Source organism: Streptomyces sp. NPDC059092 (genome assembly GCF_042756365.1).
Lineage (GTDB): Bacteria > Actinomycetota > Actinomycetes > Streptomycetales > Streptomycetaceae > Streptomyces.
Window position 1 is genome coordinate 176,029 of the sequence record NZ_JBHZEJ010000004.1, and the last position, 23,398, is coordinate 199,426.

The 23,398-nt window shown below is 71.6% G+C and carries 23 protein-coding genes; 10 read left to right on the forward strand and 13 right to left on the reverse strand.

Annotation, left to right across the window (positions count from 1 at the left end):
- Window positions 1–66: 66 nt before the first annotated feature.
- Complete coding sequence (locus ACFXPL_RS04400; RefSeq protein WP_384912264.1) at window positions 67–711, reverse strand: SMI1/KNR4 family protein; 645 nt, start codon at window positions 709–711, stop codon at window positions 67–69.
- Window positions 712–1,014: 303 nt separating this feature from the next.
- On the opposite strand from ACFXPL_RS04400, the gene ACFXPL_RS04405 reads away from it, so the two are divergent.
- A complete protein-coding gene (locus ACFXPL_RS04405; protein WP_384912268.1) occupies window positions 1,015–1,449 on the forward strand; it encodes a CoA-binding protein in 435 nt (144 codons plus the stop codon).
- 46 nt (window positions 1,450–1,495) lie between these two features.
- On the opposite strand, the gene ACFXPL_RS04410 is transcribed toward ACFXPL_RS04405, so the two are convergent.
- Window positions 1,496–2,068 carry a helix-turn-helix domain-containing protein gene (locus ACFXPL_RS04410; protein ID WP_384912270.1) on the reverse strand — a complete coding sequence of 191 codons (573 nt, stop codon included), beginning with the start codon at window positions 2,066–2,068 and terminating at the stop codon, window positions 1,496–1,498.
- 496 nt (window positions 2,069–2,564) lie between these two features.
- Between ACFXPL_RS04410 and ACFXPL_RS04415 the strand changes: the two genes are divergently transcribed.
- From ACFXPL_RS04415 to ACFXPL_RS04435, 5 genes are all read left to right on the forward strand, one after another.
- Complete coding sequence (locus ACFXPL_RS04415; RefSeq protein ID WP_384912273.1) at window positions 2,565–4,382, forward strand: ATP-binding protein; 1,818 nt, start codon at window positions 2,565–2,567, stop codon at window positions 4,380–4,382.
- Between the two features lie 118 nt (window positions 4,383–4,500).
- Window positions 4,501–4,920, forward strand: coding sequence for a roadblock/LC7 domain-containing protein (locus ACFXPL_RS04420; RefSeq protein ID WP_384912275.1), 420 nt, complete (start codon window positions 4,501–4,503; stop codon window positions 4,918–4,920).
- Window positions 4,917–5,273 carry a DUF742 domain-containing protein gene (locus tag ACFXPL_RS04425; protein WP_384912278.1) on the forward strand — a complete coding sequence of 119 codons (357 nt, stop codon included), beginning with the start codon at window positions 4,917–4,919 and terminating at the stop codon, window positions 5,271–5,273. Before ACFXPL_RS04420 ends, ACFXPL_RS04425 begins: the two co-directional genes overlap by 4 nt.
- Entirely contained in the window at window positions 5,254–5,868 is a 615-nt protein-coding gene (locus ACFXPL_RS04430; RefSeq protein ID WP_384912281.1) for an ATP/GTP-binding protein, read from the forward strand. The genes ACFXPL_RS04425 and ACFXPL_RS04430 overlap by 20 nt, the downstream gene beginning before the upstream one ends.
- Complete coding sequence (locus ACFXPL_RS04435) at window positions 5,865–7,133, forward strand: cytochrome P450 (RefSeq protein WP_384912285.1); 1,269 nt, start codon at window positions 5,865–5,867, stop codon at window positions 7,131–7,133. The genes ACFXPL_RS04430 and ACFXPL_RS04435 overlap by 4 nt, the downstream gene beginning before the upstream one ends.
- 104 nt (window positions 7,134–7,237) lie before the next feature.
- On the opposite strand, the gene ACFXPL_RS04440 is transcribed toward ACFXPL_RS04435, so the two are convergent.
- The 3 genes from ACFXPL_RS04440 to ACFXPL_RS04450 all read right to left on the reverse strand — a co-directional run bounded on the left by ACFXPL_RS04440 (window position 7,238) and on the right by ACFXPL_RS04450 (window position 9,890).
- On the reverse strand, window positions 7,238–8,464 hold the full coding sequence (locus ACFXPL_RS04440) for a cytochrome P450 (RefSeq protein ID WP_384912289.1): 1,227 nt from the start codon (window positions 8,462–8,464) through the stop codon (window positions 7,238–7,240).
- Window positions 8,465–8,571: 107 nt separating this feature from the next.
- Window positions 8,572–9,240 carry a DedA family protein gene (locus ACFXPL_RS04445; RefSeq protein ID WP_384912292.1) on the reverse strand — a complete coding sequence of 223 codons (669 nt, stop codon included), beginning with the start codon at window positions 9,238–9,240 and terminating at the stop codon, window positions 8,572–8,574.
- Window positions 9,241–9,437: 197 nt separating this feature from the next.
- On the reverse strand, window positions 9,438–9,890 hold the full coding sequence (locus tag ACFXPL_RS04450) for a DUF4442 domain-containing protein (protein ID WP_384912295.1): 453 nt from the start codon (window positions 9,888–9,890) through the stop codon (window positions 9,438–9,440).
- Between the two features lie 92 nt (window positions 9,891–9,982).
- Between ACFXPL_RS04450 and ACFXPL_RS04455 the strand changes: the two genes are divergently transcribed.
- A complete protein-coding gene (locus ACFXPL_RS04455; RefSeq protein ID WP_384912298.1) occupies window positions 9,983–11,095 on the forward strand; it encodes a hypothetical protein in 1,113 nt (370 codons plus the stop codon).
- A gap of 117 nt (window positions 11,096–11,212) precedes the next feature.
- On the opposite strand, the gene ACFXPL_RS04460 is transcribed toward ACFXPL_RS04455, so the two are convergent.
- Genes ACFXPL_RS04460 through tuf form a run of 3 tightly spaced genes read right to left on the reverse strand, consistent with a single transcriptional unit; the run spans window position 11,213 to window position 13,970 of the window.
- Entirely contained in the window at window positions 11,213–11,860 is a 648-nt protein-coding gene (locus ACFXPL_RS04460; RefSeq protein ID WP_384912301.1) for a class I SAM-dependent methyltransferase, read from the reverse strand.
- 28 nt (window positions 11,861–11,888) lie between these two features.
- A complete protein-coding gene (locus ACFXPL_RS04465; RefSeq protein WP_384912304.1) occupies window positions 11,889–12,734 on the reverse strand; it encodes a spermidine synthase in 846 nt (281 codons plus the stop codon).
- Window positions 12,735–12,791: 57 nt separating this feature from the next.
- On the reverse strand, window positions 12,792–13,970 hold the full coding sequence (gene tuf / locus ACFXPL_RS04470) for an elongation factor Tu (protein WP_384912307.1): 1,179 nt from the start codon (window positions 13,968–13,970) through the stop codon (window positions 12,792–12,794).
- A 381-nt stretch (window positions 13,971–14,351) separates the two neighbouring features.
- On the opposite strand from tuf, the gene ACFXPL_RS04475 reads away from it, so the two are divergent.
- Entirely contained in the window at window positions 14,352–15,092 is a 741-nt protein-coding gene (locus ACFXPL_RS04475; protein ID WP_384912310.1) for a TVP38/TMEM64 family protein, read from the forward strand.
- A gap of 15 nt (window positions 15,093–15,107) precedes the next feature.
- Here the strand turns inward: ACFXPL_RS04475 and ACFXPL_RS04480 are convergent, their stop codons facing one another.
- From ACFXPL_RS04480 to ACFXPL_RS04495, 4 genes are all read right to left on the reverse strand, one after another.
- Window positions 15,108–16,193: an enoyl-CoA hydratase/isomerase family protein gene (locus tag ACFXPL_RS04480; protein ID WP_384912313.1), complete on the reverse strand. Its 1,086-nt coding sequence runs from the start codon at window positions 16,191–16,193 to the stop codon at window positions 15,108–15,110.
- A gap of 95 nt (window positions 16,194–16,288) precedes the next feature.
- Window positions 16,289–17,275, reverse strand: coding sequence for a methylmalonyl Co-A mutase-associated GTPase MeaB (meaB, locus tag ACFXPL_RS04485; protein WP_384912316.1), 987 nt, complete (start codon window positions 17,273–17,275; stop codon window positions 16,289–16,291).
- 4 nt (window positions 17,276–17,279) lie between these two features.
- Complete coding sequence (scpA, locus tag ACFXPL_RS04490) at window positions 17,280–19,574, reverse strand: methylmalonyl-CoA mutase (RefSeq protein ID WP_384912319.1); 2,295 nt, start codon at window positions 19,572–19,574, stop codon at window positions 17,280–17,282.
- Window positions 19,574–21,469, reverse strand: coding sequence for a methylmalonyl-CoA mutase family protein (locus ACFXPL_RS04495; protein ID WP_384912322.1), 1,896 nt, complete (start codon window positions 21,467–21,469; stop codon window positions 19,574–19,576). The genes scpA and ACFXPL_RS04495 overlap by 1 nt, the downstream gene beginning before the upstream one ends.
- A 459-nt stretch (window positions 21,470–21,928) precedes the next feature.
- On the opposite strand from ACFXPL_RS04495, the gene ACFXPL_RS04500 reads away from it, so the two are divergent.
- The gene (locus tag ACFXPL_RS04500) at window positions 21,929–22,801 is read left to right on the forward strand and encodes an undecaprenyl-diphosphate phosphatase (protein ID WP_384912325.1); all 873 of its coding nucleotides are present in this window, start codon (window positions 21,929–21,931) and stop codon (window positions 22,799–22,801) included.
- A 71-nt stretch (window positions 22,802–22,872) separates the two neighbouring features.
- Here ACFXPL_RS04500 and ACFXPL_RS04505 read toward each other — a convergent pair whose 3' ends face one another.
- Window positions 22,873–23,052 carry a hypothetical protein gene (locus ACFXPL_RS04505; protein WP_384912328.1) on the reverse strand — a complete coding sequence of 60 codons (180 nt, stop codon included), beginning with the start codon at window positions 23,050–23,052 and terminating at the stop codon, window positions 22,873–22,875.
- A gap of 166 nt (window positions 23,053–23,218) precedes the next feature.
- Between ACFXPL_RS04505 and ACFXPL_RS04510 the strand changes: the two genes are divergently transcribed.
- Complete coding sequence (locus ACFXPL_RS04510) at window positions 23,219–23,389, forward strand: hypothetical protein (protein WP_384912331.1); 171 nt, start codon at window positions 23,219–23,221, stop codon at window positions 23,387–23,389.
- Window positions 23,390–23,398 lie beyond the last annotated feature (9 nt).

Consider the following 23,398-nt stretch of genomic DNA (forward strand, 5'->3'; position numbering starts at 1 on the left):
GCTTCTTCGGGGCCATGATCACTCGCCACGGAGCAAGCTCCGCCGACCTCACCATCCGCTGCTGTGTCATGACCGGTGCAAGGTCCGGTCACTGCCCAGCGGTATGAAGTCCCAGTACAGTCTCTGCTCCTCGTCCACTACCGGCGTGTAGCCGTTGAGGGGCTGGTCGGTCTCGAGGGACATGGCGAGCGCCTCCATGAGCACCGGCAGGGACGTCCACATCTCGTGCGATGCGCGCTTGACGCCTTCCACGGCCTCGGCTTCGTGGACGCGCCCCCGGTCGATCTCGGGACGGTGGTCCAGCACGAGGTAACCCCCGCCGACGTCCCGCGCGATGGGGATCAACTGCGGGTGTCCGTACAGGACGCCACTGAACCCGATCTTCATGAAGTCGTAGTCCGCCTCCTCTCCCTTCTCATCCGCCGTGCGCTTGTCGTAGAAGCCGGTGAAAAGTTGCCAATCAGCTCCTATCTCACGTGCGCTCATCGGCCTGTAGGACCCTGGCAGCAGCGAGCCCCGCCGGTCGAGGAGACCGTCGTGCCGCAGCAGCGACATCACCACGGGCTTGAGGAGCGGCCGGCCGATGACGCGTTCGACCGCGGCGATGTCCGCCGGATCCGCCGGCGGCGCCAGCGCAGCGTAGGTCGCCGGGGCGTGCTCGGCGAGCCAGTTCTCGATTCGCGTCCACGACTCACTGATCGGTGCGGTCATGGCACGGCATCCTGCCACCTGGTGCCGACAACCTCCTCTCGTCCGGCTCTCCGTGTCCGACCACGGGGTGGACCCGGCGTACCGCGACACCTCGCCGCAGACATCCACGCGTAGGGCTCCGCCGCCTGGACCGCACCGGAACGGAGCCCGACGCCCACGATCCGATCCGAGGTGGTGCACCTCATGACGGTATGCCTGGCCGCGTGCGGCGAGGGACTCACGAAAGAGACATGGAGTTTTCACGGGGAAACCACAGCGCGGCGGCCTGCGGAATGACGCACGAAGCGAATCTGTTGCCCCGGCATGGACGCAGAGAGAGCACAGACCGGACACGCCGACCCGGGGACGATCCGCGAGATCCTTCAGCAGGCGGGCGACACCTGGGCCGTCGTGGGCCTGTCCGCCAACACCTCCCGGGCCGCCTACGGCGTCGCGGCGGTACTCCAGCGCTACGGCAAGCGCGTCGTACCGGTGCACCCCAAGGCCGAGACGGTGCACGGCGAGCGCGGGTACGCCTCGCTCGCGGACATCCCCTTCCCCGTGGACGTGGTGGACGTCTTCGTCAACAGCCGGCTGGCCGGAGCGGTCGCGGACGAGGCGGTCGCCGTCGGCGCGAAGGCCGTCTGGTTCCAGCTCGGGGTGATCGACGAACAGGCGTACGAGCGGACGCGCGCGGCCGGGCTCGCGATGGTGATGGACCGCTGCCCCGCGATCGAGATCCCCCTGCTCGGCCGGTAGAAGCCTGGCCGAGCGGCGCGGGTCCCCGCCCCGTACGGACCGCTCGTCAGCGCACCGGCGGCACGGAGATCGACATGATCATTTCGACCGTTTCGGAACCGTCGTTGCGGTAGGAGTGCGGAACGCCGGCCTCGAAGGTCGCCGACGCACCCGCCGGTACGGCGTGCGGCTCGCCGTCGACGAGCAGCGTCAGCTCACCGGCGGTCACGTGGAGCAGTTCGGTGGTGCCCGGCGGGTGCGGGTCGGAGGAGCTGGCGTCGCCGGGCATCAGCGTCCACGACCACAGCTCCAGCGGGCCACGCGCCTCCGCGCCGACCAGGAGCGTGCTGCGGCTGCCCGCCGGGGTGGACCACAGCCGTACGGCCTGGCTCTCGGGGACGACCCTGACGTGGGTGCCCTGTTCGTAGTCGAGCAGGGTGGTGATGGGGACCCCGAGCGCGTCGGCGATCTTGACGGTGATGCCGACGCTCGGATTGGTACGGGCCTGCTCGATCTGGATGATCATCCCGCGGCTGACCCCCGCACGGGCCGCGAGGGCGTCGAGCGTGAAGCCCCGCTCGCCGCGCCAGCGCTTGAGATTGCGGGCGAGCGACTGGGTGAGCTGGTCGAGGTCCGACACATTCCGTCCAATATGTTCAAGAAGGGCTCAGCAGCTTGCACTACTTTGTGGTGCACCAGGGCATGCACCGCACTGTACTGCGAGGCCCGGCCCTCCGGCCTCACCCGGCACCGGGCCACCAGACGCGACGCGGGCAGTTGACTGAAACCCATCGCTGCACAGGCGAGATGACGCCAGGTGAAAAAACGTATCCGCAGCCGAAACGGGCCTGTGGACCTCACTCCGACACGGAGAGGGCGCATATGACCGGACTCGCAACAGCAGATTCCCTTTATCACGTCCCCCCTGTACCACGGGCGACCTCGGGACGAAGTCGCCCGTTCTGTGGGCTCGGGAGGCCCTGAGTGCTTCCGTACCGCGTCCCGTGGTTAGCATGAGCGCCACATGTGGTGCGGAAGATCACCGTCCCCATCGGTGTCAGATCCCGCCCATGCGGCCGAAGCCCGCAGGTCGGCCGGTCTGTTCCCCCCGCACTCAAGTACCGAGGGACCGCGGAATGTCAGTGCCTGTCGCCCCCAGTCCGCACCGCATACCCACCACGCGGTCGTTGCCGCTCACCGTCCCGCTCACCTTGCTGGTGGTGGCCGGCGCCGCCGGAGGAGCGGTGGTCGCGGCGGCGCCGGGACCCGCCCGCTCCTGGGTGGCCGCCACCGTCGCCGTCACCTGGGCCTGCCTGGCCGCGACCGTCGTCACCGCCGCACTGCTGCTGCGCGGAGCGCGGCGTGGCGCCGGGGCTGCCCAGAGCGAGAGCAACGCCGCGCAGACACAGCTCGCCCGGAACGGCGCCGAGTGCGCGCACCTGCTGAACGTCACGCTGCCCGCGGTCGTCAAGAAGCTCCACGAGGGCCTGAGCGCCCAGGAGATCTTCACGACCACTCCGCCGCCGTCCGACCCCCAACTCCGCCGTGTCCTGGAGACGTTCACGGGCGAGATAGCCGCCGCCGAGGGGCGCGCGGCCCGGGCGCTCGCCAACAGCGAGACCGCTGTCGCCCAGCTGACCAAGGCGGCCGACGAGCTGGACCTGCTCACCGGCAAGACACTGCCCGACGCGCTCGCCGGACTGCGCTCAGGTGGCTCCGCCGACACCGTGCTCTCCACCGTCGTACCGCCCGACGACCCCCGGCTGCGCGTCCTGGTGGACGCGGTGGTCCGGGAGTTCGCCGTCAGTGAGCGGCGCGGGGCGGCGGCGCAGGCGGCGAGCGCCAAGGCGCTGAGCCGGGTGCAGGCCAAGGCCGTGTCCATGCTGGCCGACCTGCGTGACATGCAGGACCGTTACGGCGAAGAGGTCTTCGGCGACCTCCTCAAGCTCGACCACAACACCTCGCAGCTCGGACTGCTCACCGACCGGCTGGCCCTGCTGATGGGCGGGCGCGCGAGCCGCGCCTGGAACAAGCCGATCGGGATGGAGTCCATCCTGCGCGGCGCGGTCGGCCGTATCGCCGCCTATCAGCGGGTCAGGCTGCACTGCTCCAGCCAGGCCGCGATCGCCGGGTTCGCCGCCGAGCCGGTGATGCACCTGCTCGCCGAACTGATGGACAACGCGGCGAACTTCTCCCCGCCGATCGACGAGGTCCATGTCTATGTCGAGGAGCGCACCGCCGGCATCGTGGTGACCATCGAGGACAGCGGCCTGAAGATGGCCGCCGCCGCGATGCGCCGCGCCGAGGAGTCCGTCTCGGGGCGGGTCACCGACCTCGCGACGCTCCAGGGCACCCGGCTCGGTCTGGCCGTGGTCGGCCGGCTGGCCGCCAAGTACCACATCAGCGTCAACTACCGGCCGTCGTCGCGCGGCGGCACGGGCGTCGTCGTCCTCTTCCCGCCGCAGCTCATGGCCCAGCAGCGCGGCATGGCGCCCGAGCAGTCGCTGCGCCGCCCGGCGCCGGAGGCGACCGTGCCCCCCGTCATGGCACCGCCGGTCACCGCGGCCCCGCAGCCCCCGCCCGTCCCCACGTCCACGGCGTGGCCGGTACTGCCCTCGCCGTCCGCCCCGACCGCCGGGCCCCGCGTCGCGACGCCCGGCGGCCTGCCCGTGCGCCCGCCCGGCCGTACGATGGCCGCCGCCGACCGCGGCAGGCCGAACCCGGAGCCGGAGGCCACGACGGTCCGGCCGGAACGCCGCGACGTGGGCGCCCAGTTCGGCGCCTTCCACCGCGCGCGTAACGCCGCCGAGAGCGCTGACGCCCCGGCCGCCGAGGACGGCGCGCCGTCCGACGGCGCCCGGCCTCCGGCCGGCCCCGCGTCCCGGCCCCAGGGCCCGGCCGGTCCTCCCGACGCTCCCGGCGCGTCCGCCACCCCCGGCACTCCGGCCGGATAGGGCAGCGCCCACCCCGCACGGCGCCCGGGGTACCGGCGCCCATCCCCCCACCCGGAACGTGACAAGGAGGCACGGGCAGGTGGCCGGACCACCGGCTCCATCCCGCCCCACGCGCATCATGCAGACCACAGACAACAGCCTGACCTGGCTCCTTGAGAACCTGCTGGAACGCACCCCCGGCACCCGGCACGCCCTCGTGCTCTCCCGCGACGGACTGAAGCTCTGCTGGAGCCGTCATCTCACCCTCGACCAGGCCGACCAGTTGTCCGCCATCTGTTCCGGCATCCAGGCGCTCGCCCAGGGCGCCTCGGTGGAGTTCGGCAGCGGCGGCGGCGGCGTACGCCACTCGATGACGGAGTTCCACGGCGGGCTGCTGTTCATCGTGGAGGCCGGCGACGGGGCGCATCTCGCGGTCGTGGCCGAGGACGGCGCCGACCCCGGTGTGGTGGGTCATCAGATGAGCGAGCTGGTCGAACAGATCGGTGAGCATCTGCGGGCGGAACCCCGCACACCCGCCCAGGACAGTACGCGCTCATGACCAGGCGGCCCGTCGACACCGGAGACCCCGACCGGCTGTACACCGTCACCGGTGGCCGCAGCCGGGTCGAGGACAACACGTTCGACCTGGTCACCCTGATCGTCAGCGAGTGCCGGCCGACCGCCGGGATGCAGTCGGAGCACGTCAGGATCCTGGAGCTGTGCGACCATCCCACGGCGGTCGTCGAGATCGCCGCCGAGCTGCGGTTGCCCGTGATGGTGGTACGGATCCTCCTCGGCGATCTCCTCGCGACGGGCCGTATCACCGCCAGGCACCCGCGCGCCGCGCGCTCCGCCGACCTTCCCGACTCCGATCTCCTGAAGGAGGTGCTCCTTGGACTCCGTAACCTCTGAGCTGCCGGCGCGTACTCCACTGAGCGACTCGGCCGAAACCGGTCTGAAGATCGTCGTCGTGGGCGGTTTCGGGGTCGGCAAGACCACCCTGGTCCGGTCGGTCAGCGAGATCCGGCCGCTCAACACCGAAGAGGTGATGACGCAGGCCGGGATAGGAGTCGACGAGACCGCCGGGCTGACCACGAAGACGACCACGACCGTCGCCTTCGACTTCGGCCGGATCAGTCTCAACGAGCGCATGGTGCTCTACCTGTTCGGGGCGCCCGGTCAGGAGCGGTTCTGGTTCCTCTGGGACCGGCTCTTCTCCGGCACGCTGGGCGCGGTCGTCCTGGTCGACACCCGGCGGATGAGCGAGTCCTGGTACGCCATCGACCGGCTCGAACACCACCGGACCCCCTTCGTGGTGGCCGTGAACCGGTTCGACAACGACGTCTCGGCGTTCTCGCTCGCCGAGATCCGCCAGGCTCTCTCGCTGCCGGACCACGTGCCGCTGATCGACTGCGACGCGCGGGTGCGGTCGTCCGGCAAGAACGTCCTCATCACCCTCGTTGACCACCTCCACGAACTGGCCATGGCCCGGGAGCTGACACCGTGACCGACCCCGCACAAGCCGTCGAAGAACAGGCGCCGCCGCGCGGCTGCCCCGCACACGCCGGGGGCGCCATCCGGCTGAGCGGCCTCGAATACCAGCAGACGCCGTCCCAGCTCTACCGCGCCCTGCGCACCGAGCACGGCGCGGTCGCGCCCATCCTGCTCGACGGGGACATCCCCGCCTGGCTGGTGCTGGGCTACGCCGAGGTCTCGTACGTCACCGGCCACGACGAGCTGTTCGCCCGGGACTCGCGGCGCTGGAACCAGTGGCCGAACATCCCCGCCGACTGGCCGCTGATGCCGTTCGTCGGCTACCAGCCCTCACTGCTGTTCACGGAGGGCCCTGAGCACCAGCGGCGCGCCGGGGTGGTCACGGAGGCGCTGGAGGCCGTCGACCAGTTCGAACTCGCCCACACCTGTCGGGAGATCGCCGAAGGGCTCATCGACGCGTTCGCGGGCAGCGGCCAGGCCGAGCTGATGGAGCTGTACGCGCACGCGCTGCCGATGCGCGCCGTGGTCCAGCTCTGCGGGATGCCGGTCGGCGCCACGGACACCGAGGATCTCGTACGGGACCTGCGGATCTCGCTGGACGCCCCCGAGGACGACGACCCGGTCGCCGCGTATCTGCGGGTGCAGGCGCGCATAGAACAGCTCGTCAAGGAGAAGCGGAGCACCCCCGGCACCGATGTCACCTCGCGGATGCTGGCCCATCCCGCCGGGCTGACGGACGACGAGGTCGTCCAGGACCTCATCACCCTGATCGCCGCCGCGCAGCAGCCGACGGCCAACTGGATCTGCAACTCCCTGCGGCTGCTGCTGACCGACGACCGGTTCGCGCTGAACGTCTCGGGCGGGCGGCTCAGTGTCGGGCAGGCCCTCAACGAGGTGCTGTGGCTGGACACCCCGACCCAGAACTTCATCGGCCGGTGGGCGGTGCGCGACACCCAGCTCGCCGGGCGGCACATCAAGGCGGGCGACTGCCTGGTCCTCGGCTTCGCCGCGGCCAACACCGATCCGCAGATCTGGCCCGAGGGTCATGTCGGGGCGGAGAACTCGGCGCACCTCTCGTTCAGCAACGGTGAGCACCGCTGTCTCTACCCGGGCCCGCTCCTCGCTGACGTCATCGCCCGTACGGCGGTGGAAACGCTGCTGGAGCGGCTGCCGGACGTGGTGCTGGCCGTGGATCCGCACGAGCTGACGTGGCGGCCGTCGATCTGGATGCGCGGGCTGACCGCGCTGCCGGTGAGCTTCACGCCCGTGGTGCAGTAGCGGCGCGGTGACGCGGTAGTGGCGCGTCGGGGACGTGGCGGCGCGGTGGTCACGCGTACGTACCGTCCGCCGGGCCCGGGAGTCTCCTGGCCCGGCGGACGTCGTCACTTCCCGGCCGGCGTGAACTCCACCGGCAGGGACTGCGGTCCCCGGGTGAACACTCCCTGCTCGACCGGGTCGAAGCCGTCCGCCGGCCGGACGTCCGGCATCGCGTCGAGCAGGTGGTTGATCCCGGTCTCGACCTCGGCTTTGGCCAGCAGCGCCCCGACGCAGAAGTGGCGGCCGAGGGCGAAGGCGAGATGGTCGGCCGCCGCGGAGAACGCGGTCGTGGCGGTCAGGTCGTCACGGAAGATGTTGAAGGAGTCCGGCTCCCGGTAGTGCGAGCCGTCGCGGTTGGCGGCCCCGATCAGGCAGGTGACCGTCGCGCCGGCCGGCACCGTACCGCCGCTCAGCTCCACGTCGGCGGCCGTCTGACGCATGATCATGTGCACCGGCGGGGTGAACCGGAGCGTCTCCGCGAAGGCCCGGTCGATCAGCGTACGGTCCCGCTGTACGGCGGCGAGCTGCTCGGGGTGGAGCAGGAGGTTGGCGAAGATGCTGGCGATCGCCTTGTCGGTGGTCTCGCCTCCGGCGGCGAGCAGCAGGCTGCAGAAGGCCTTGATGTCCTCGTCGCTCATCCGTACGCCGTCGACCTCGGCGGCGCAGAGGGTGGAGAGCAGGTCGTCGCCGAGGTGGTCGCGCCGCTCCCGGATGATCGGCAGCATGTACTCGGCGAACTCGATCCGGGTCCGCTCACCGGCCGCCGTCACCTCGGGGTCGCCCGAGAGGTTGCCGAGGAAGGCGATGACCGCCGTGTACCAGCCGTGGAAGCGGCCGTGGTCGGCCTTGTCGAGGCCCAGCATGTCCGCTATGACGTTGACGGGGAAGCGGGTGGCGTACGCCTCCACCAGATCGACGGATCCGGTGTGCCGGAACGTGTCGATCAGCTCGCGGGAGTTGCGCTCGATGACGGGCTGGAACTTGTCGCGGAGATCACCGCCACGGAAGGCCGGCGCGACCAGGGCGCGGCGTACGGCGTGCTCCCGCCCGCTGAGCTGGAGGATCGTCCTGCCGTGCACGGGCTCGATCTGCCAGTCGTAGTTGTCGGTGGTGAACACCGACTCCTTGTCCTTGAAGGCCCGTTCGACGTCGTCGTACCGCGAGATGATGTAACTCTTCGTGGCTTCGTGCCAGATGAGCGGGGCGCTCTCCCGCATCGCACGGTAGGCCGGATAGGGGTTCTCCGCGAATTCCGGCGACAGAATGTCCGGGATCTGCTGTGCGGTAGCCATGGCGCTCCCTCTGTAGGTGCCGTTCCGATCGGTAACGGACGGCACCCTTAAGGGTATTGATCATTGTCCAGCAGAAACAGGCCACGTCCCGACCGTTCCGGAGAACGTCAGTCGGCTACGGGTACGGTGTCGGGCTCGGCCGGCTCCGCGGCCCTGGCCAGCCGTGCCTGCTCACCGGCCTTCTTGGCGCGGCTCTTCAGGACGAGCATGGAGGTGATCCCGATGAGCACCGCAAGCAGCAGTCCCAGCCAGGAGAAGCGTTTGAGCCAGGCCTCGGCGACGACGCCCACCGAGTAGATGACGGCGGTCGTGCCGCCCGCCCAGACGATGCCGCCCAGGACGTTGGCGATCAGGAACTTCCAGTACGGCATGCGCAGGACGCCCGCGAGCGGTCCGGCGAAGATCCGGAGCAGGGCGACGAAGCGGCCGAAGAAGACCGCCCACATGCCCCACTTCTCGAAGGACCGCTCCGCCATCGCGATCTGGTCGGCGCCGAAGTGCTTGGGGAACTTCGCGCCGAGCCAGGCGAGCAGGGGCCGGCCGCCCTTGCGTCCGATGGCGTAGCCGATCGAGTCACCGATGATCGCGCCGGCCGTGGCGCAGGCGCCGAGGACGTACGGGTTGATGTCACCGTGCTGGGAGGCGAGCAGCGCGGAGCTGACGAGGACGATCTCGCCGGGCAGCGGGATGCCGAGGCTCTCCAGTCCGATGACCACCCCGACCAGGATGTAAATACTGACCGCGGGAACGGTCTCAAGCCACTCCTGGACGTGCAACGGCGGTTCCTCCTGTGCGTCCCTGGTTCGGCGTGCCGGTGTGCCCGGCGTGCCCGGCGCGCGCCGCGCGGGCGCACGCCGGGCAGCCTACCCGGTGAGCGGGCGGGGTCAGGAATCCACACCCCGGAGCCCCGGGCGGCTCCGGGGTGTGGACGGGCCCCAGGCACGCGGGCGGGCTCAGGAGCACCGCGGCGGGGTCAGGAGTGCGGGCGGAGGATCCAGACCACGGTCATCTCTCCGGTGACCGCGCCGTCCTCACGGGTGAGGGTGACGGCGACGGGGAATTCGGGGCGGCCTCCGGCGTCCAGCTCCTCGATGACGTCGACGGCCGGGCGGCCGAGGACCGCGGTGGCCGTGACGGGGCCCATCGCGAGCTTCTTGTAGCTGATCTCCGCCCTGACGGCGAGAGGGACGACCCGGTCGAGGAGGTGTCCGAAGGCGGCGATCACGATCGCGCCGCTGGCGGACTCGGCAAGGGTGAACATCGCTCCGGCGTGCGGTCCACCGACGTGGTTGTGGTAGTCGGGCTGGTCGGGGAGGCGGACGACGGCCCGCTCCGTGGTGATCTCCTGGTAGGCGAGGCCGAGGGTCCTGGCCATGGGAACGGTCGCGGCGAGCATCTCGCCGACGGACATCTGATCAGCGCTCATGGGCAATTATGTTACCCATGGGTAGCGAGCTTCACCATCCCCTGACGGGGCGCACGTCACAGGCCCATGGGGCCCCTCTATCGTTACTGGCCATGTGGCCAGGACAGCAGCCGCCCGGGGGCGAGCAGAACCCGCAGGACCAGAATCACCATCCGTACCAGCAGCCGGGGTACCAGCAGCCGAACCCGTACCAGCAGCCGGGATACCAGCAGCCGGGGTATCCGCAGCCGGAGTACCAGCAGCAGCCCGGTTACGGCTATCCGCAGCAGCCGGAGAGCGGGCAGCAGCCCGGTTACCAGCAGCCCAACCCGTACCAGCAGCCGACGGTGCCGTCGCAGTACTCCGTACCGGGACCGCCGGAAGGATCAGGTCCCCCGGGCGACGACAGGAGGAGGACGACGGTCGTGGCGGTGGTCGCGGCCGCGGTGGTCGTGCTCACCGCCGCGGGCACCGCGTTCTTCGTCCTGGGCAAGGACGACGGTCCGAGCGACCGGGCGGACGGCTCGAAGGCGTCCGCGTCGGCCTCCGGCTCCGACGAGCCGAGCACGGACGCCTCCCAGGAGAATCCGCGCAACGGCGCGGCGGCCGAGCCGCAGATCGAGGGCTGGAAGGTCGTGACCAACCCCAAGTACGGGACGCAGTTCGACGTTCCCGCCGACTGGGAGGTCTCGAAGACGGGCGTCATATCCGGTTTCGAGGACATCGAGAAGGGTGACGGATCGCCCGCGCTCTCCTTCACCGCCCCGGCCTTCCTCAAGTCCCAGTGGTGCTCGCAGGACGCCGACAAGGACGGCAAACTGGAGTACACCAGCCTCGCCGGTACCGGTACGAAGGGTGGCGAGGGCGCCACGGACACGGCGACGGCCTCGTCGAACGAGGCGGGCAGCTGGGTGTGGGCCGCTTACGGCCAGCCCGAGCCGATGGCCGTGCTGAAGAAGAAGATCACGGTCGGCGAGCCCGAGGCGTTCACCACCACGGCGGGGCTCAAGGGGCACTTCACGACGGCCGAGTCCGCGGGCCTCGAAAAGAAGAACAAGTGCGACACCGACGGCAAGGCGATCGCCTTCACCTTCACCACCGCCAAGGGCGACTACTCGACGTGGGTGCTGTACTCCAGCACGGGCGTGCCGGACGAGGTGTCCGGGGCGACGATGAAGAAGATCATGGGTACGGTCCGGCTCACGGGGACACCCTCGGAGTCCTGACCGGTCACCGCGACCGTCCCGGAACCCGCCGCCTCGAACGCCGCCGATCACCTCGAACGTCGCGGGGATCAGCGGCGTCCGAGGTGCCGCGGCCGGGCCGGGCACCGGCCCGGCCCGCTACGGACGCCGGTGGGCCAGGAGGTACGCCTGCGGGACCTTCTCGTCGCCGCTGGGCTCGCGCACCAGACGGGCGTCCATGGCGAATCCGGCCTTCTCCAGCGCTTCGGTGACCCGGTCGGGCGAGAGCCGGTGGAAGTCGAGGGACACGGTGTGGCCCCACGCCTCGGTGAAGCTCAGCGGTACGTCGCCGACCTGGAAGGCGACCAGGAGGTGGCCGCCGGGGGCCACCACACGGTGGAACTCCTCGAACACCCCGGGATGCAGCTCCGGCGGGACGTGGATGACGGAGTACCAGGCGAGAAGGCCCGCCAGGGAGCCGTCCGGGAGGTCCAGCGCGGTCATCGTTCCCTCGACGAAGCCCAGCTCCGGGTGGTTCCGCCGGGCCAGCGCCACCATCGCCGGGGACAGATCGACACCGGAGACGCGCACGCCGAGGGAGTGCAGGAACGCGGTCACCCGGCCAGGACCGCTCCCCACCTCGACGACGGGGCCGCCGCCGGCGCCCCCCACCAGCTCGGCGAAGGCGGTGAGCATGGCGCGCCCCAGGGGGCCGTCCACCAGCATGGTGGGGAATTTCTCGGCGTAGTCGGCGGAGATCTTGTCGTAGCCGTCGCGGGTGTCGCGCAGATAGGTGGGTTCGGTCATGGCGAGGACAGTAGCCGCCGCCGTCACGTCAGTCGACGGAGAACGCCCCGTCCGGAGGCCGGGGCGAGGGAACCGCTCCGCTGTCCCGTACCGGTGCCGCGTTCCCGGTGAACCGCCGTAGCGACGCGCCGTGTTCGACGCGGGCGGGGAAGGCGTCGGAGGCGGTACGACGGGCCAGGGACGCCGTGTCGAGCGGGCGGCGCGAGGCGACCAGTACGGCGTTTCCGAAGCGGCGCCCGCGCAGGACGGGTGGTTCCGCGATCAGCGCCAGCTCCTCGAAGACCGTGGCGAAATTGGCCAGTTGTGAGCGGAGAAAGGCGAACGGGGCACCGTCCGCGAGATTGGCGGCGTAGATCCCGTCGGTACGCAGGACCCGGGCGGCCTCCCGCGCGTACTCGACGGAGGTGAGGTGCGCGGGGATCCGCGAACCGCCGAAGACATCGGCGATCAGGATGTCCACGGAGCGGTCGGGCGCCGTTTCCAGGAAGCGGCGGGCGTCCGCGGTGTGGGCGGTGATCCCCGCGCCGGCCGGTATCGGCAGTTCCCGCTCGACCAGCGCCAGCAGCGCCGCGTCGGCCTCCACCACGGACTGCGCGGAGCCGGGCCGGGTCGTGGCGACGTAGCGGGGCAGGGTGAAGGCGCCGCCGCCGAGGTGGAGCACCGTGAGCGGAGCGCCGTCGCCCGCCGCGCAGTCGACGACATGGGCGAGGCGCCGTACGTACTCGAACTCCAGGTGCGCCGGATCGTCCAGGTCCACGTACGACTGGGGCGCGCCGTCGACCGTCAGCAGCCAGGCCCGCTCCCGGTCCACGTCGGGCAGGAGCTTGGCGGTGCCGCGGTCGACTTCGCGGATGACGGGGATCGGCTCGTTCACCGTTCCATTGTGCGCCGCCCCCGGGGTCCGGTCTCCCGGGTCCCGGGGGCGGCATCGTCACAGCAGCGAGGTGACCGTGCCCGCGCCGACCGTACGGCCGCCCTCGCGGATCGCGAAGCCGAGTCCCGGCTCCAGCGGGATGTCGCGGCCCAGCTCCACGGTCACGGTGACCGTGTCCCCGGGGCGCGCCACGCCCGTCCCGCCCAGGTCGATGTCGCCGACGACGTCCGCCGTGCGGATGTAGAACTGCGGCCGGTAGCCGCTGCTCACCGGTGTGGTCCTGCCGCCCTCCTTGGTGGACAGGACGTACACCCGCGCGGTGAAACGCCGGCTCGGTACGACGCTGTCCGGCGCCGCCACGACATGGCCCCGGCGGACCGCGTCGCGCGCCATCCCGCGCAGCAGCAGCGCGACGTTGTCGCCGGCCTCGGCGGACTCCATCGGCTTGCCGAAGGTCTCCAGGCCCGTGACGGTGGTGGCCTGCGGTCCCGTGTCGCCGCCCAGCACGTCCACCCGGTCCCCGACCCGCACCGTGCCGCGCTCGACGGCGCCGGTGACGACGGTGCCGCGCCCGGTGATGGTGAGGACGTTCTCCACCGGGAGCAGGAACGGCGCGTCCGTGTACCTGACCGGCATCGGCACGTACGTGTCGACCGCGTCGAGCAGCGCCTCCACGGCGGCGGTCCACCGCTCCTCACCCGCCAGCGCGCCGAGCGCCGAGACCCGTACGACGGGCAGCGCGTCGCCGCCGTAGCCGTTGTCGGTGAGCAGTTCGCGGACCTCCAGCTCGACCAGGTCGGTCAGTTCGTCGTCCCCCAGGTCCGCCTTGGTGAGGGCGACGACGATGTGGTTGACGCCGACCTGGCGGGCGAGCAGGACGTGCTCGGCGGTCTGCGGCATGATCCCGTCGAGCGCGGACACGACGAGGATCGCCCCGTCGAGCTGGGCCGCCCCCGTGACCATGTTCTTGATGTAGTCGGCGTGGCCGGGCATGTCGACATGCGCGTAGTGCCGGGTGTCGGTCTCGTACTCGACGTGCGCGATGTTGATGGTGATCCCCCGGGCCGCCTCCTCCGGCGCCCGGTCGATCCGGTCGAAGGGCACGAAGGTGCCGGTCCCCCGGTCGCTGAGGACCTTGGTGATGGCGGCGGTCAGGGTGGTCTTGCCGTGGTCGACGTGGCCCATGGTGCCGATGTTGACGTGCGGCTTGGTGCGCACGTATGCCGTCTTGGGCATGGTTCCTGCCTGAACTCGAAGCGTGAGCGGGACCCCTGGGCCTTGCCGACCCTCCCCCTGTGGGGTCCGCCGGACGTTCCGGGAAGGGTCAGCTTCGGGCGCCGCCGAGGGGCGCCGTGACGGTCGCCGCTGCTGCGAGCGGCACCGCCGTCAGGTGTGCGGCAGCCTTCGGCGCGTCCGCGACTGCGGACGGCGCTGCGAGGAAGGCGTACCGGAACATGGGGCTGATCCTGTCCCATGCCGGGGGCCGCGTCGAATGGTTTTCCACCGCGGGGAAGTTGGCGGGGCCCGGCGGCCGGCGCGGCCTCGTGGTGTGGGGGCCCGGTACGACGTGCGCCACACTTTACGTCGCTCCTCCCTCGGGTCGGCTAGTCTCCCCGGATGCTCGACACCGTCCCCCGGTCTTCCCCGGACCAAGGCCCTGTTGTCGCTGACCACCGCTCCGGAGCACGGCTCTCGCCCTGGTTCCGTTTCGCCGTGCTGATCGTCGTGCTGGGCGCGGCGGCCACCGTGGTGGTGCTGTACGAGCCGCAGCGACTGCTCGCGGACGGCTGGCCGGCCCAGCTCGGCGGGGGCCCGGCCGTGGCGCTGTACGCGGTGGCGTACGGGCTGTGCGCCACCGCGTTCGTCCCGCGCCCGCTGCTCAATCTCGCCGCGGGCGCGCTCTTCGGCTCGGTGTTCGGGCTGGCGGCGGCGCTCGGGGGGACGGTACTGGCGGCCGGGGCGTCGTTCGCGCTCGGCCGCTGTCTGGGACAGCAGGCGCTGCGGCCCCTGTTGCGGGGCCGCTGGCTGAAGGCGGCGGACGGGCAGCTCAGCGGCCACGGCTTCCGGTCGATGCTGGCGATCCGGCTCTTTCCCGGGGTGCCGTTCGCCGCGGCGAACTACTGCGCGGCGGTCTCCCGGATGCGGGCGGCGCCGTTCCTGCTGGCGACGGCGGTGGGGTCGGTCCCGAACACCGCGGCGTACGTGATCGCGGGCAGCCGGGCGACCTCCCCGACGTCACCGGCGTTCCTGGTGGCGACGGGGTTCATCGTGGTCACGGCCGTGGGCGCGGCCGTCCTCGCCTGGCGGGAGCGGCACCGTCTCGCGGAGCGACGGCCGGAGCCGCCCGTAGCCCCGTAGCCCTGTGCCCGCGTCTCAGGGCGCGAGGTGCGCCGTTCCCTGCGCGAGTCCGAGGTCGCCGCCGGGCGGCGGGGCCACGAACCGTGCCACGTCCGCCTCCGTGACCTGCGCCGGCTCGCCGGGGGACCACCGCGGAGCGCGGTCCTTGTCGATGACCCGGGCGCGGATCCCCTCGACCAGATCGGGGTGGGTGAGAGCCGCGCACGAGGCGCGGTACGCCCGGTCGAGGACCTCCTCCAGCGTGCTGGGCGGCCCGTCCCTGCGCATCGCGGCGAGCGTCGCCTTCAGCGCCGTCGGTGAGCGGGAGAGCAGCGTCTGCGCGGCCTCCTTCGCCGCGGTCAGCCCGCTGTCCAGCAGCCGGTCGACGATCTCCGTCACCGAGCCGGCCGCGTAACAGGCGTCGATCCACGCGCGGTCCGCGGCGAGCCGGCCCCCGGGGGGCGTGGACGTGTACCGCAGGACCGTCTCCCGTACGTCCGCCGCGTCCCGCACCCCGGGAGCCGCCAGCGCCGCACGGAGCGCGGTCAGCCGCTCGGAGGGTACGAAGTGGTCGGCGAGCCCGCACAGCAGCGCGTCCGCCGCGCCCACCGTGTTCCCGGTGAGGGCGAGGTGGGTGCCGAGTTCACCGGGCGCGCGGGCGAGCAGATAGGTGCCGCCGACGTCGGGGACGAGACCGATGGCGGTCTCGGGCATGGCGACGGCGGACCGCTCGGTGACGATCCGTACCCCCGCGTGGCCGGAGAGGCCGACGCCGCCGCCCATCACGATGCCGTCCATCAGCGCGACGAAGGGCTTGGGGAAGCGGGCGATACGGGAGTTGAGCCGGTACTCGTCGCGCCAGAAGGCGGGCGAGGCTTCCCCGCCGGTACGGGCGTCCTCGTGGATGGCGCGGATGTCGCCGCCGGCGCAGAGCCCGCGCTCCCCGGCGCCGGAGAGGATCACGGCCGTGACGCCCGGGTCGGGCTCCCACCGGTCCAGGGCGGCGGAGATCGTCGCCACCATGGGGTGGGTCAGGGCGTTGAGGGCGCGCGGGCGGTTCAGCGTGATGTGGGCCGTGGAGCCCGCCCGGCCGAGCAGCACGGGTTCGTCGTCGTGGACCATACCGCCCAGTATGGGGTACGGCCCACGCGTCCCCCGGTGGCCGGCCCCGGTGGCCGGCCCCGGGGACCGGCGGCCCCGGGGACCGGCGGCCCCGGTCACGGCAGGGCCAGCGCCGCGATGATCCGTTCGGCGGCGAGCGTCGCGGTGAGCGTGCCCTCCCGTACCTCCCGCTCCAGCGCGGGCGCCACCTCCCGTACCCCCGGATGCTCGCGCAGCCGGTCCAGGAGGTGGTCACGGACCATCGCCCATGCCCAGTCGACCTGTTGGTCGCTGCGCTTGCGCGCGAGACGGCCGTCGGCGTCGAGGACCTGGCGGTGCTGTTCGAGCCGTTCCCACACCGTTTCGAGCCCGGTCCCCTCGCGGGCGCTGCAACTGAGCACCGGGGGCGTCCAGGCCGCGTCCACCGGGTGCATCAGCCGCAGCGCGCCCGCGAGTTCCCGGGCGGCGGAGCGGGCGTCGCGTTCGTGCGGGCCGTCGGCCTTGTTGACGGTGATGACGTCGGCCAGTTCCAGGACGCCCTTCTTGATGCCCTGGAGCTGGTCGCCGGTGCGCGCGAGGGTGAGCAGCAGGAACGAGTCGACCATGTTGGCGACTGCGGTCTCCGACTGCCCCACGCCCACGGTCTCGACGAGCACGACGTCGTACCCGGCCGCCTCCATCACGATGATCGTCTCGCGGGTGGCCTTGGCGACCCCGCCGAGGGTGCCCGCCGTGGGCGAGGGGCGGACGAACGCGGCCGGGTCCACGGCCAGCCGCTCCATCCGGGTCTTGTCGCCCAGGATGGAGCCGCCGGTCCGGCTGGAGGACGGGTCGACGGCGAGTACGGCGACCCGGTGGCCGAGGCCGGTGAGCAGGGTGCCGAGCGCGTCGATGAAGGTCGACTTCCCGACGCCGGGCACGCCGCTGATGCCGATGCGGCGGGCCCGTCCCGCGTGCGGCAGCAGCTCGGTCAGCAGCCGCTGGGCGAGCGCGCGGTGGTCGGCCCTGGTGGACTCCACCAGGGTGATGGCGCGGGCGATGTGCGAACGGGAGCCGTTCAGGACGCCCTTGGCGTACGTGTCGATGTCGATCCGGGGCGCCACGCGCTCACCGCTCGTGGCCGGTGGCGGGCTCGGACACGGTGGCGGGCTCGGACACGGTGGCGGGCTCGGACACGGCCCCGGTGGCGGGCTCCGCCCCCGGGCTCCCGTGGCCGAGCGACGCCGCCAGCGAGACCAGCAGGTCGTGCGCCGCGTCCGGGATCACCGTGCCCGGCGGGAACACCGCGGCGGCGCCCGCCCGGCGCAGCTCCTCGATGTCCTGGGGCGGGATCACCCCGCCGACGACGATCATGATGTCCTCCCGGCCCTCGGCGGCCAGCTCCTCGCGCAGCGCCGGTACGAGGGTGAGGTGCCCGGCGGCCAGCGAGGAGACGCCGACGATGTGCGCGTCGGCCTCGACCGCCTGCCGGGCCACCTCGCCCGGCGTCTGGAACAGCGGGCCGACGTCGACGTCGAAGCCCAGGTCGGCGAAGGCGGTAGCGATCACCTTCTGGCCGCGGTCGTGGCCGTCCTGGCCCATCTTGGCCACCAGGATGCGGGGGCGGCGCCCCTCGGCCCGCTCGAAGTCCTCGACCGCCACGCGGGTGCGTTCGACGGCCGGGGAGCTGCCTGCCTCGTTGCGGTACACACCGGCGATGGTACGGATCTGGCCCGAGTGGCGCCCGTACACCTTCTCCAGGGCGTCGGAGATCTCGCCGACGGTCGCCTTGGCGCGGGCGGCGACCACCGCGAGGGCGAGCAGGTTGCCGTCGAGCCCGGGGCCCGGTCCCGCCTCGGCCGCGGCGGTGAGGGCGCGCAGCGCGTCCTGGCAGGCGGGCTCGGAGCGTTCGGCGCGCAGCCGGCGCAGCTTCTCGATCTGCTGGGCGCGTACGGAGGAGTTGTCGACCTTGAGGACGTCGATCTTCTCGTCGGTCTCGACGCGGTACTTGTTGACGCCGATGACGGGCTGGCGCCCGGAGTCGATCCGCGCCTGGGTGCGGGCGGCGGCCTCCTCCACGCGGAGCTTGGGGATGCCCGCGTCGATGGCCTGCGCCATGCCGCCGGCCGCCTCGACCTCCTCGATGTGCTGCCAGGCGCGGCGCGCGAGGTCGTAGGTGAGCTTCTCCACGTACGCGCTGCCGCCCCACGGGTCGGTGACCCGGCAGGTGCCGGACTCCTGCTGGATGAGGAGCTGGGTGTTGCGGGCGATCCGGGCGGAGAAGTCGGTGGGCAGGGCCAGCGCCTCGTCCAGCGCGTTGGTGTGCAGCGACTGGGTGTGGCCCTGGGTGGCTGCCATCGCCTCGACGCAGGTGCGGCTGACGTTGTTGAAGACGTCCTGTGCGGTGAGGGACCAGCCGGAGGTCTGTGAATGGGTGCGCAGGGAGAGCGACTTGGCGTTCTGCGGGTCGAACTTCCTGACCAGCTTGGCCCAGAGCAGCCGGGCCGCCCGCAACTTGGCGATCTCCATGAAGAAGTTCATGCCGATGGCCCAGAAGAAGGAGAGCCGGGGCGCGAACGCGTCCACGTCGAGCCCGGCGCCGAGTCCGGCGCGCAGGTACTCGACACCGTCGGCGAGGGTGTAGGCCAGCTCCAGGTCGGCCGTCGCGCCGGCCTCCTGGATGTGGTAGCCGGAGATGGAGATGGAGTTGTAGCGCGGCATCTTCCGCGAGGTGTACGCGAAGATGTCGGAGATGATCCGCATCGAGGGTTTCGGCGGATAGATGTAGGTGTTGCGGACCATGAACTCCTTGAGGATGTCGTTCTGGATGGTCCCGGCCAGCTTCTCGGGGGGTACGCCCTGTTCCTCGGCGGCGACGATGTAGAGGGCGAGTACGGGCAGGACGGCGCCGTTCATCGTCATCGACACGCTCATCCGGTCGAGCGGGATGCCCTCGAAGAGCCGGCGCATGTCGTAGATCGAGTCGATGGCGACCCCGGCCATGCCGACGTCGCCGGTGACCCGGGGGTGGTCGCTGTCGTAGCCGCGGTGGGTGGGCAGGTCGAAGGCGACCGAGAGGCCCTTCTGTCCGGCGGCGAGGTTGCGCCGGTAGAAGGCGTTGGACTCCTCGGCGGTGGAGAATCCGGCGTACTGCCGGATGGTCCAGGGCTGGTTGACGTACATCGTCGGGTACGGGCCGCGCAGGTACGGCGCGATCCCGGGGTACGTGCCGAGGAAGTCGAGCCCGGTCAGGTCGTCGGCGGTGTAGAGCGGTTTGACGGCGATGCCCTCCGGGGTGTCCCAGCGCAGGTCGTCGTCGCCCTTCCCGGTCTGTTCCTTGACGGCGCCGCGCCACTGGTCGGCGGTGACCCCGGCGCTGTCACCGGGGCCCAGCTCGATCTCGGTGAAGTCGGGGATCCCCATCACGCCACTCCCATCCGGTCGAGGACCGAGGTGAGGACGGCGATCGCGTCGCCGCCCGCGACGACGAAGTCGTCGACCCCGGCCCGTACATAGGTCTCACGCTGTTCGCCGGGGCGGCCGGCGAGGAACACCCTTCGCGCCCCTGCCGACCTGAGCGCTTCTGCGACGGGTGCGGCGCCCTCGGCGTAGAGCGCGTCGCTGGAGCAGATGCAGGCGACGCCCGCCCCGCTGCGGGTGAAGGCGTCGGCGACGGTCGCCGCGTCGACCGTCACCGGCTCGTGGACGGGTTCGATGCCGCCGGCCTGGAAGAGGCTGGTGGCGAAGGTCGCGCGCGCGGTGTGCGCGGCGGCGGGGCCGAGCGCGGCGAGGAAGACGCGGGGCCGGGCGCCGGTGGCGGCGAGGTGTGCGTCGGAGCGGGCGCGCAGTTCCTCGTACGCCTCGTCGCGGTGGACGACGGGCAGCCCGCCGGTGGGCGGCGCGGGCGGCGCTTCGCGCTCCACGGGAGCCTCGGAGAGCTGCGGGAACTCGCTGACGCCGGTGATGGGTTCGCGCCGCGTGGCCAGCTTCGCGGAGCGCTCGGCCCAGGTGGCGGCGAGCCGTTCGCCGACGAGCCCGGAGCGCAGGGCGGCGCGCTGCCCGCCGGCGCGTTCGATCTCCTGGAACCAGGCCCAGGCGGCGTGGGCGAGTTCGTCGGTCAGCCGCTCGACGTACCAGGAGCCGCCCGCCGGGTCGATGACGCGGCCGAGGTGGGACTCCTCCACGAGGATCGTCGAGGTGTTGCGGGCGATCCTGCGGGCGAAGGCGTCGGGGAGTCCGAGTGCGTGGTCGAAGGGCAGCACGGTCACGGCGTCGGCGCCGCCCACCCCGGCCGCGAGGGCGGCGACCGTGGTGCGCAGCATGTTCACCCAGGGGTCGCGGCGGGTCATCATCACCGTCGAGGTGACGGCGTGCTGACGCTGCGCCGCGGCGGCGGGGCCCGCGCCGCTGACCTCCGCGACGCGGGCCCACAGTCGCCGGGCGGCGCGGAGTTTGGCGATGGTCAGGAACTGGTCGGCGGTGGCCGCGTACCGGAATTCGAGCTGGCGGCAGGCGGCGTCCACGGAGAGCCCGCTCGCGGTGAGGTCGCGCAGCCAGCCGACGCCGGTGGCGAGCGAACAGCCCAGTTCCTGCGCGTCGGAGGCGCCGGCCTCGTGGTAGGGCAGGGCGTCCACGGCGATGGCGCGCACTCCGGGGTGGTCGCGGTCGCAGCGCGCGGCGAGTGCGGCGGCCTCGGCCGTACGGCCCGTCACTTCCTGTCCGGTACGGGCGAACCGGCCGACCGGGTCGGCGCCGAGGGTGCCGCGGGCCGCCTCGCGCGGCACTCCGCGCTCGTCGTAGATCCTCAGCAACTCAAGGGCGGCGGGGCCGAATTCATCGCCCGCGTCGAGGGCGACGGGCGCCAGATCGAGATAGACGCCGTCGAGCGCGGCGGCCAGCTCGGGCACGGGCACACCGTCCGCGCCGACCGCGAGCCACAGGGAGGTGACCCCGTTCTCCAGGTCGGAGAGGACCGCCTCGTTGGTCAGGGCGGGGTCGGGGCGCGCGTGCCGTTGGCGTACGTCCCAGCCGGCGACGGCCCCGCCCAGCGGTCTGCCGCCGCGGGTGAACGGCGCGAAGCCCGGGAAGCCGCCGGCCGCTCCGTCCCGGGCGCCGGCGGGGGCGTCCTGCGCCGTGTAGAGCGGACGGGTGAACAGCCCGTCCTGGAGCGGGGTGGAAAGGGCCTCCTCGGCCGCCGCCCCCTCGGCGTCGCGGCCCGACTTGCGCAGCACACCTGACACCAGGTTCTGCCACTGCTCGCGGGTCGCGTCGGGGAACTCGGCTGCCAGGGAGAGCCCGTCGTCATTGAGGACCGTCATGGCGTGATCGTAGGACAGCGCTCTCACCGCGCAGCAGAGCGCGCGACTGTGAGCTTGCCCTCCCCCTGTTTTCACCGGTGTGGGGGTTTCCCGGGGCGAGGAGCGGTATCGGAGGCGGCGCGTGGGGCGGCGCGCGCCGTGCGGCGGACCCCGCGGCGTCAGTTCCCTGCCGCTGTCCGTTCACCCGCAGGCGCTACGCTGCCCACGCCCGGGACGATGAGATCGCCATGGTTTGCGCCGGAACGGGGTCATTTGACATGCCATGAATCCACCTTTTCGGCGCGCCGCCGGAGGAGGAGCCGGCAGGGACGGGCCCCTCCCTTCCTCCGTATGAGCGACTCCGCGTCCGGCCCGTCAGCTCTCATCCGCCCCGCGACCCCCGCCCGTTCCCTGCCGCTCACCGCGCCGCCGCTCGCGCCGGCCGGTACCTGATCATCTTTTGGATGGCGTCGTACTCCCATGTCTTGGTTCGAATCTTTCATCCTGGGGCTCGTCCAGGGACTGACCGAGTTCCTGCCCATCTCGTCCAGCGCGCATCTGCGGCTGACCGCAGTGTTCGCGGGCTGGCACGACCCGGGCGCGGCGTTCACCGCGATCACCCAGATCGGTACGGAGGCGGCCGTGCTGATCTACTTCCGGCAGGACATCGCCCGCATCCTCTCGGCGTGGTTCCGCTCGCTGACCGACAAGGAGCTGCGCGCCGACCATGACGCGCAGATGGGGTGGCTGGTCATCATCGGATCGATCCCGATCGGGGTCCTCGGGGTCACGCTGAAGGACCAGATCAACGGCCCGTTCCGGGATCTGCGGCTGATCGCGGTCACGCTGATCGTGATGGGCATCGTCCTCGGCATCGCCGACCGGCTGGCGGCCCGCGACGAGACGGGCGGCAAGCACCGCGCGATCAAGGAGCGCAAGTCCCTCAAGGACCTGAGCGTCAAGGACGGTCTGATCTTCGGCTTCTGCCAGGCCATGGCCCTGGTGCCGGGCGTCTCCCGCTCGGGCGCCACCATCAGTGGCGGTCTGCTGATGGGCTACACCCGCGAGGCGGCCGCGCGCTACTCCTTCCTGCTCGCCATCCCGGCCGTGCTGGCCTCGGGGGCGTACGAGCTGAAGGACGCGGGCGAGGGTCACGTCTCCTGGGGCCCGACGATCTTCGCCACTTTCGTCGCTTTCGCTGTGGGGTATGTGGTTATCGCCTGGTTCATGAAGTTCATCACCACCAAGAGCTTCATGCCGTTCGTGATCTACCGGATCCTGCTGGGCATCGCCCTCTTCGTCCTGGTCGGCACGGACACACTGAGCCCGCACGCGGGCCAGTCGGCCGGCTGACCGCGTACGGGCTCAGGGCTCCGCAGGGGCTCCAGGTGATCGAAGGATCAACTGCTCGAAGGATCGGCGGATCAGGGGAACAGCACGATCCCGACAGCGATCACCAGTACGACGATGGCCACGATGGCGATGATGCTCCAGGTGCCGGTGTGCACCAGCGGCGCTTTCGGCCCCCCGCCGCGCGGCCGGTCCTCCGGCAGCTTCGGGTGGGGCGGCCTGTCGCTCGCGTAGAAATCCGCTTCGGTCTTCATCCGAACCTCCTCACAGAGGTCACGAGTCATCTCTCTCATACCCACAAATACATCAAATGCACATAAAAATACCTCCCGATGTGTAAGGGGTTGCCTACCACGAGTGTGAGCAAGGACGCTCCCGGATCGGCACCAGGCGCCCCTCCACTGCGCCTACGCTTGGCGCATGTCCTCTTCTTCCGCACCCGCCGTCCCGGCCTCCGGTGCCGTCGCGGCCAATGAGCGGATCCGCGCCCTCGTCGACGCGGCCGACGGAACGTGGCCCTCGGAGGCGTACGAAGTCCTCCTGCTGGAGTGGGCCGCGGCCCTGCACGACGAGGTCGACCAGGCCGCTTGACTCCACCGG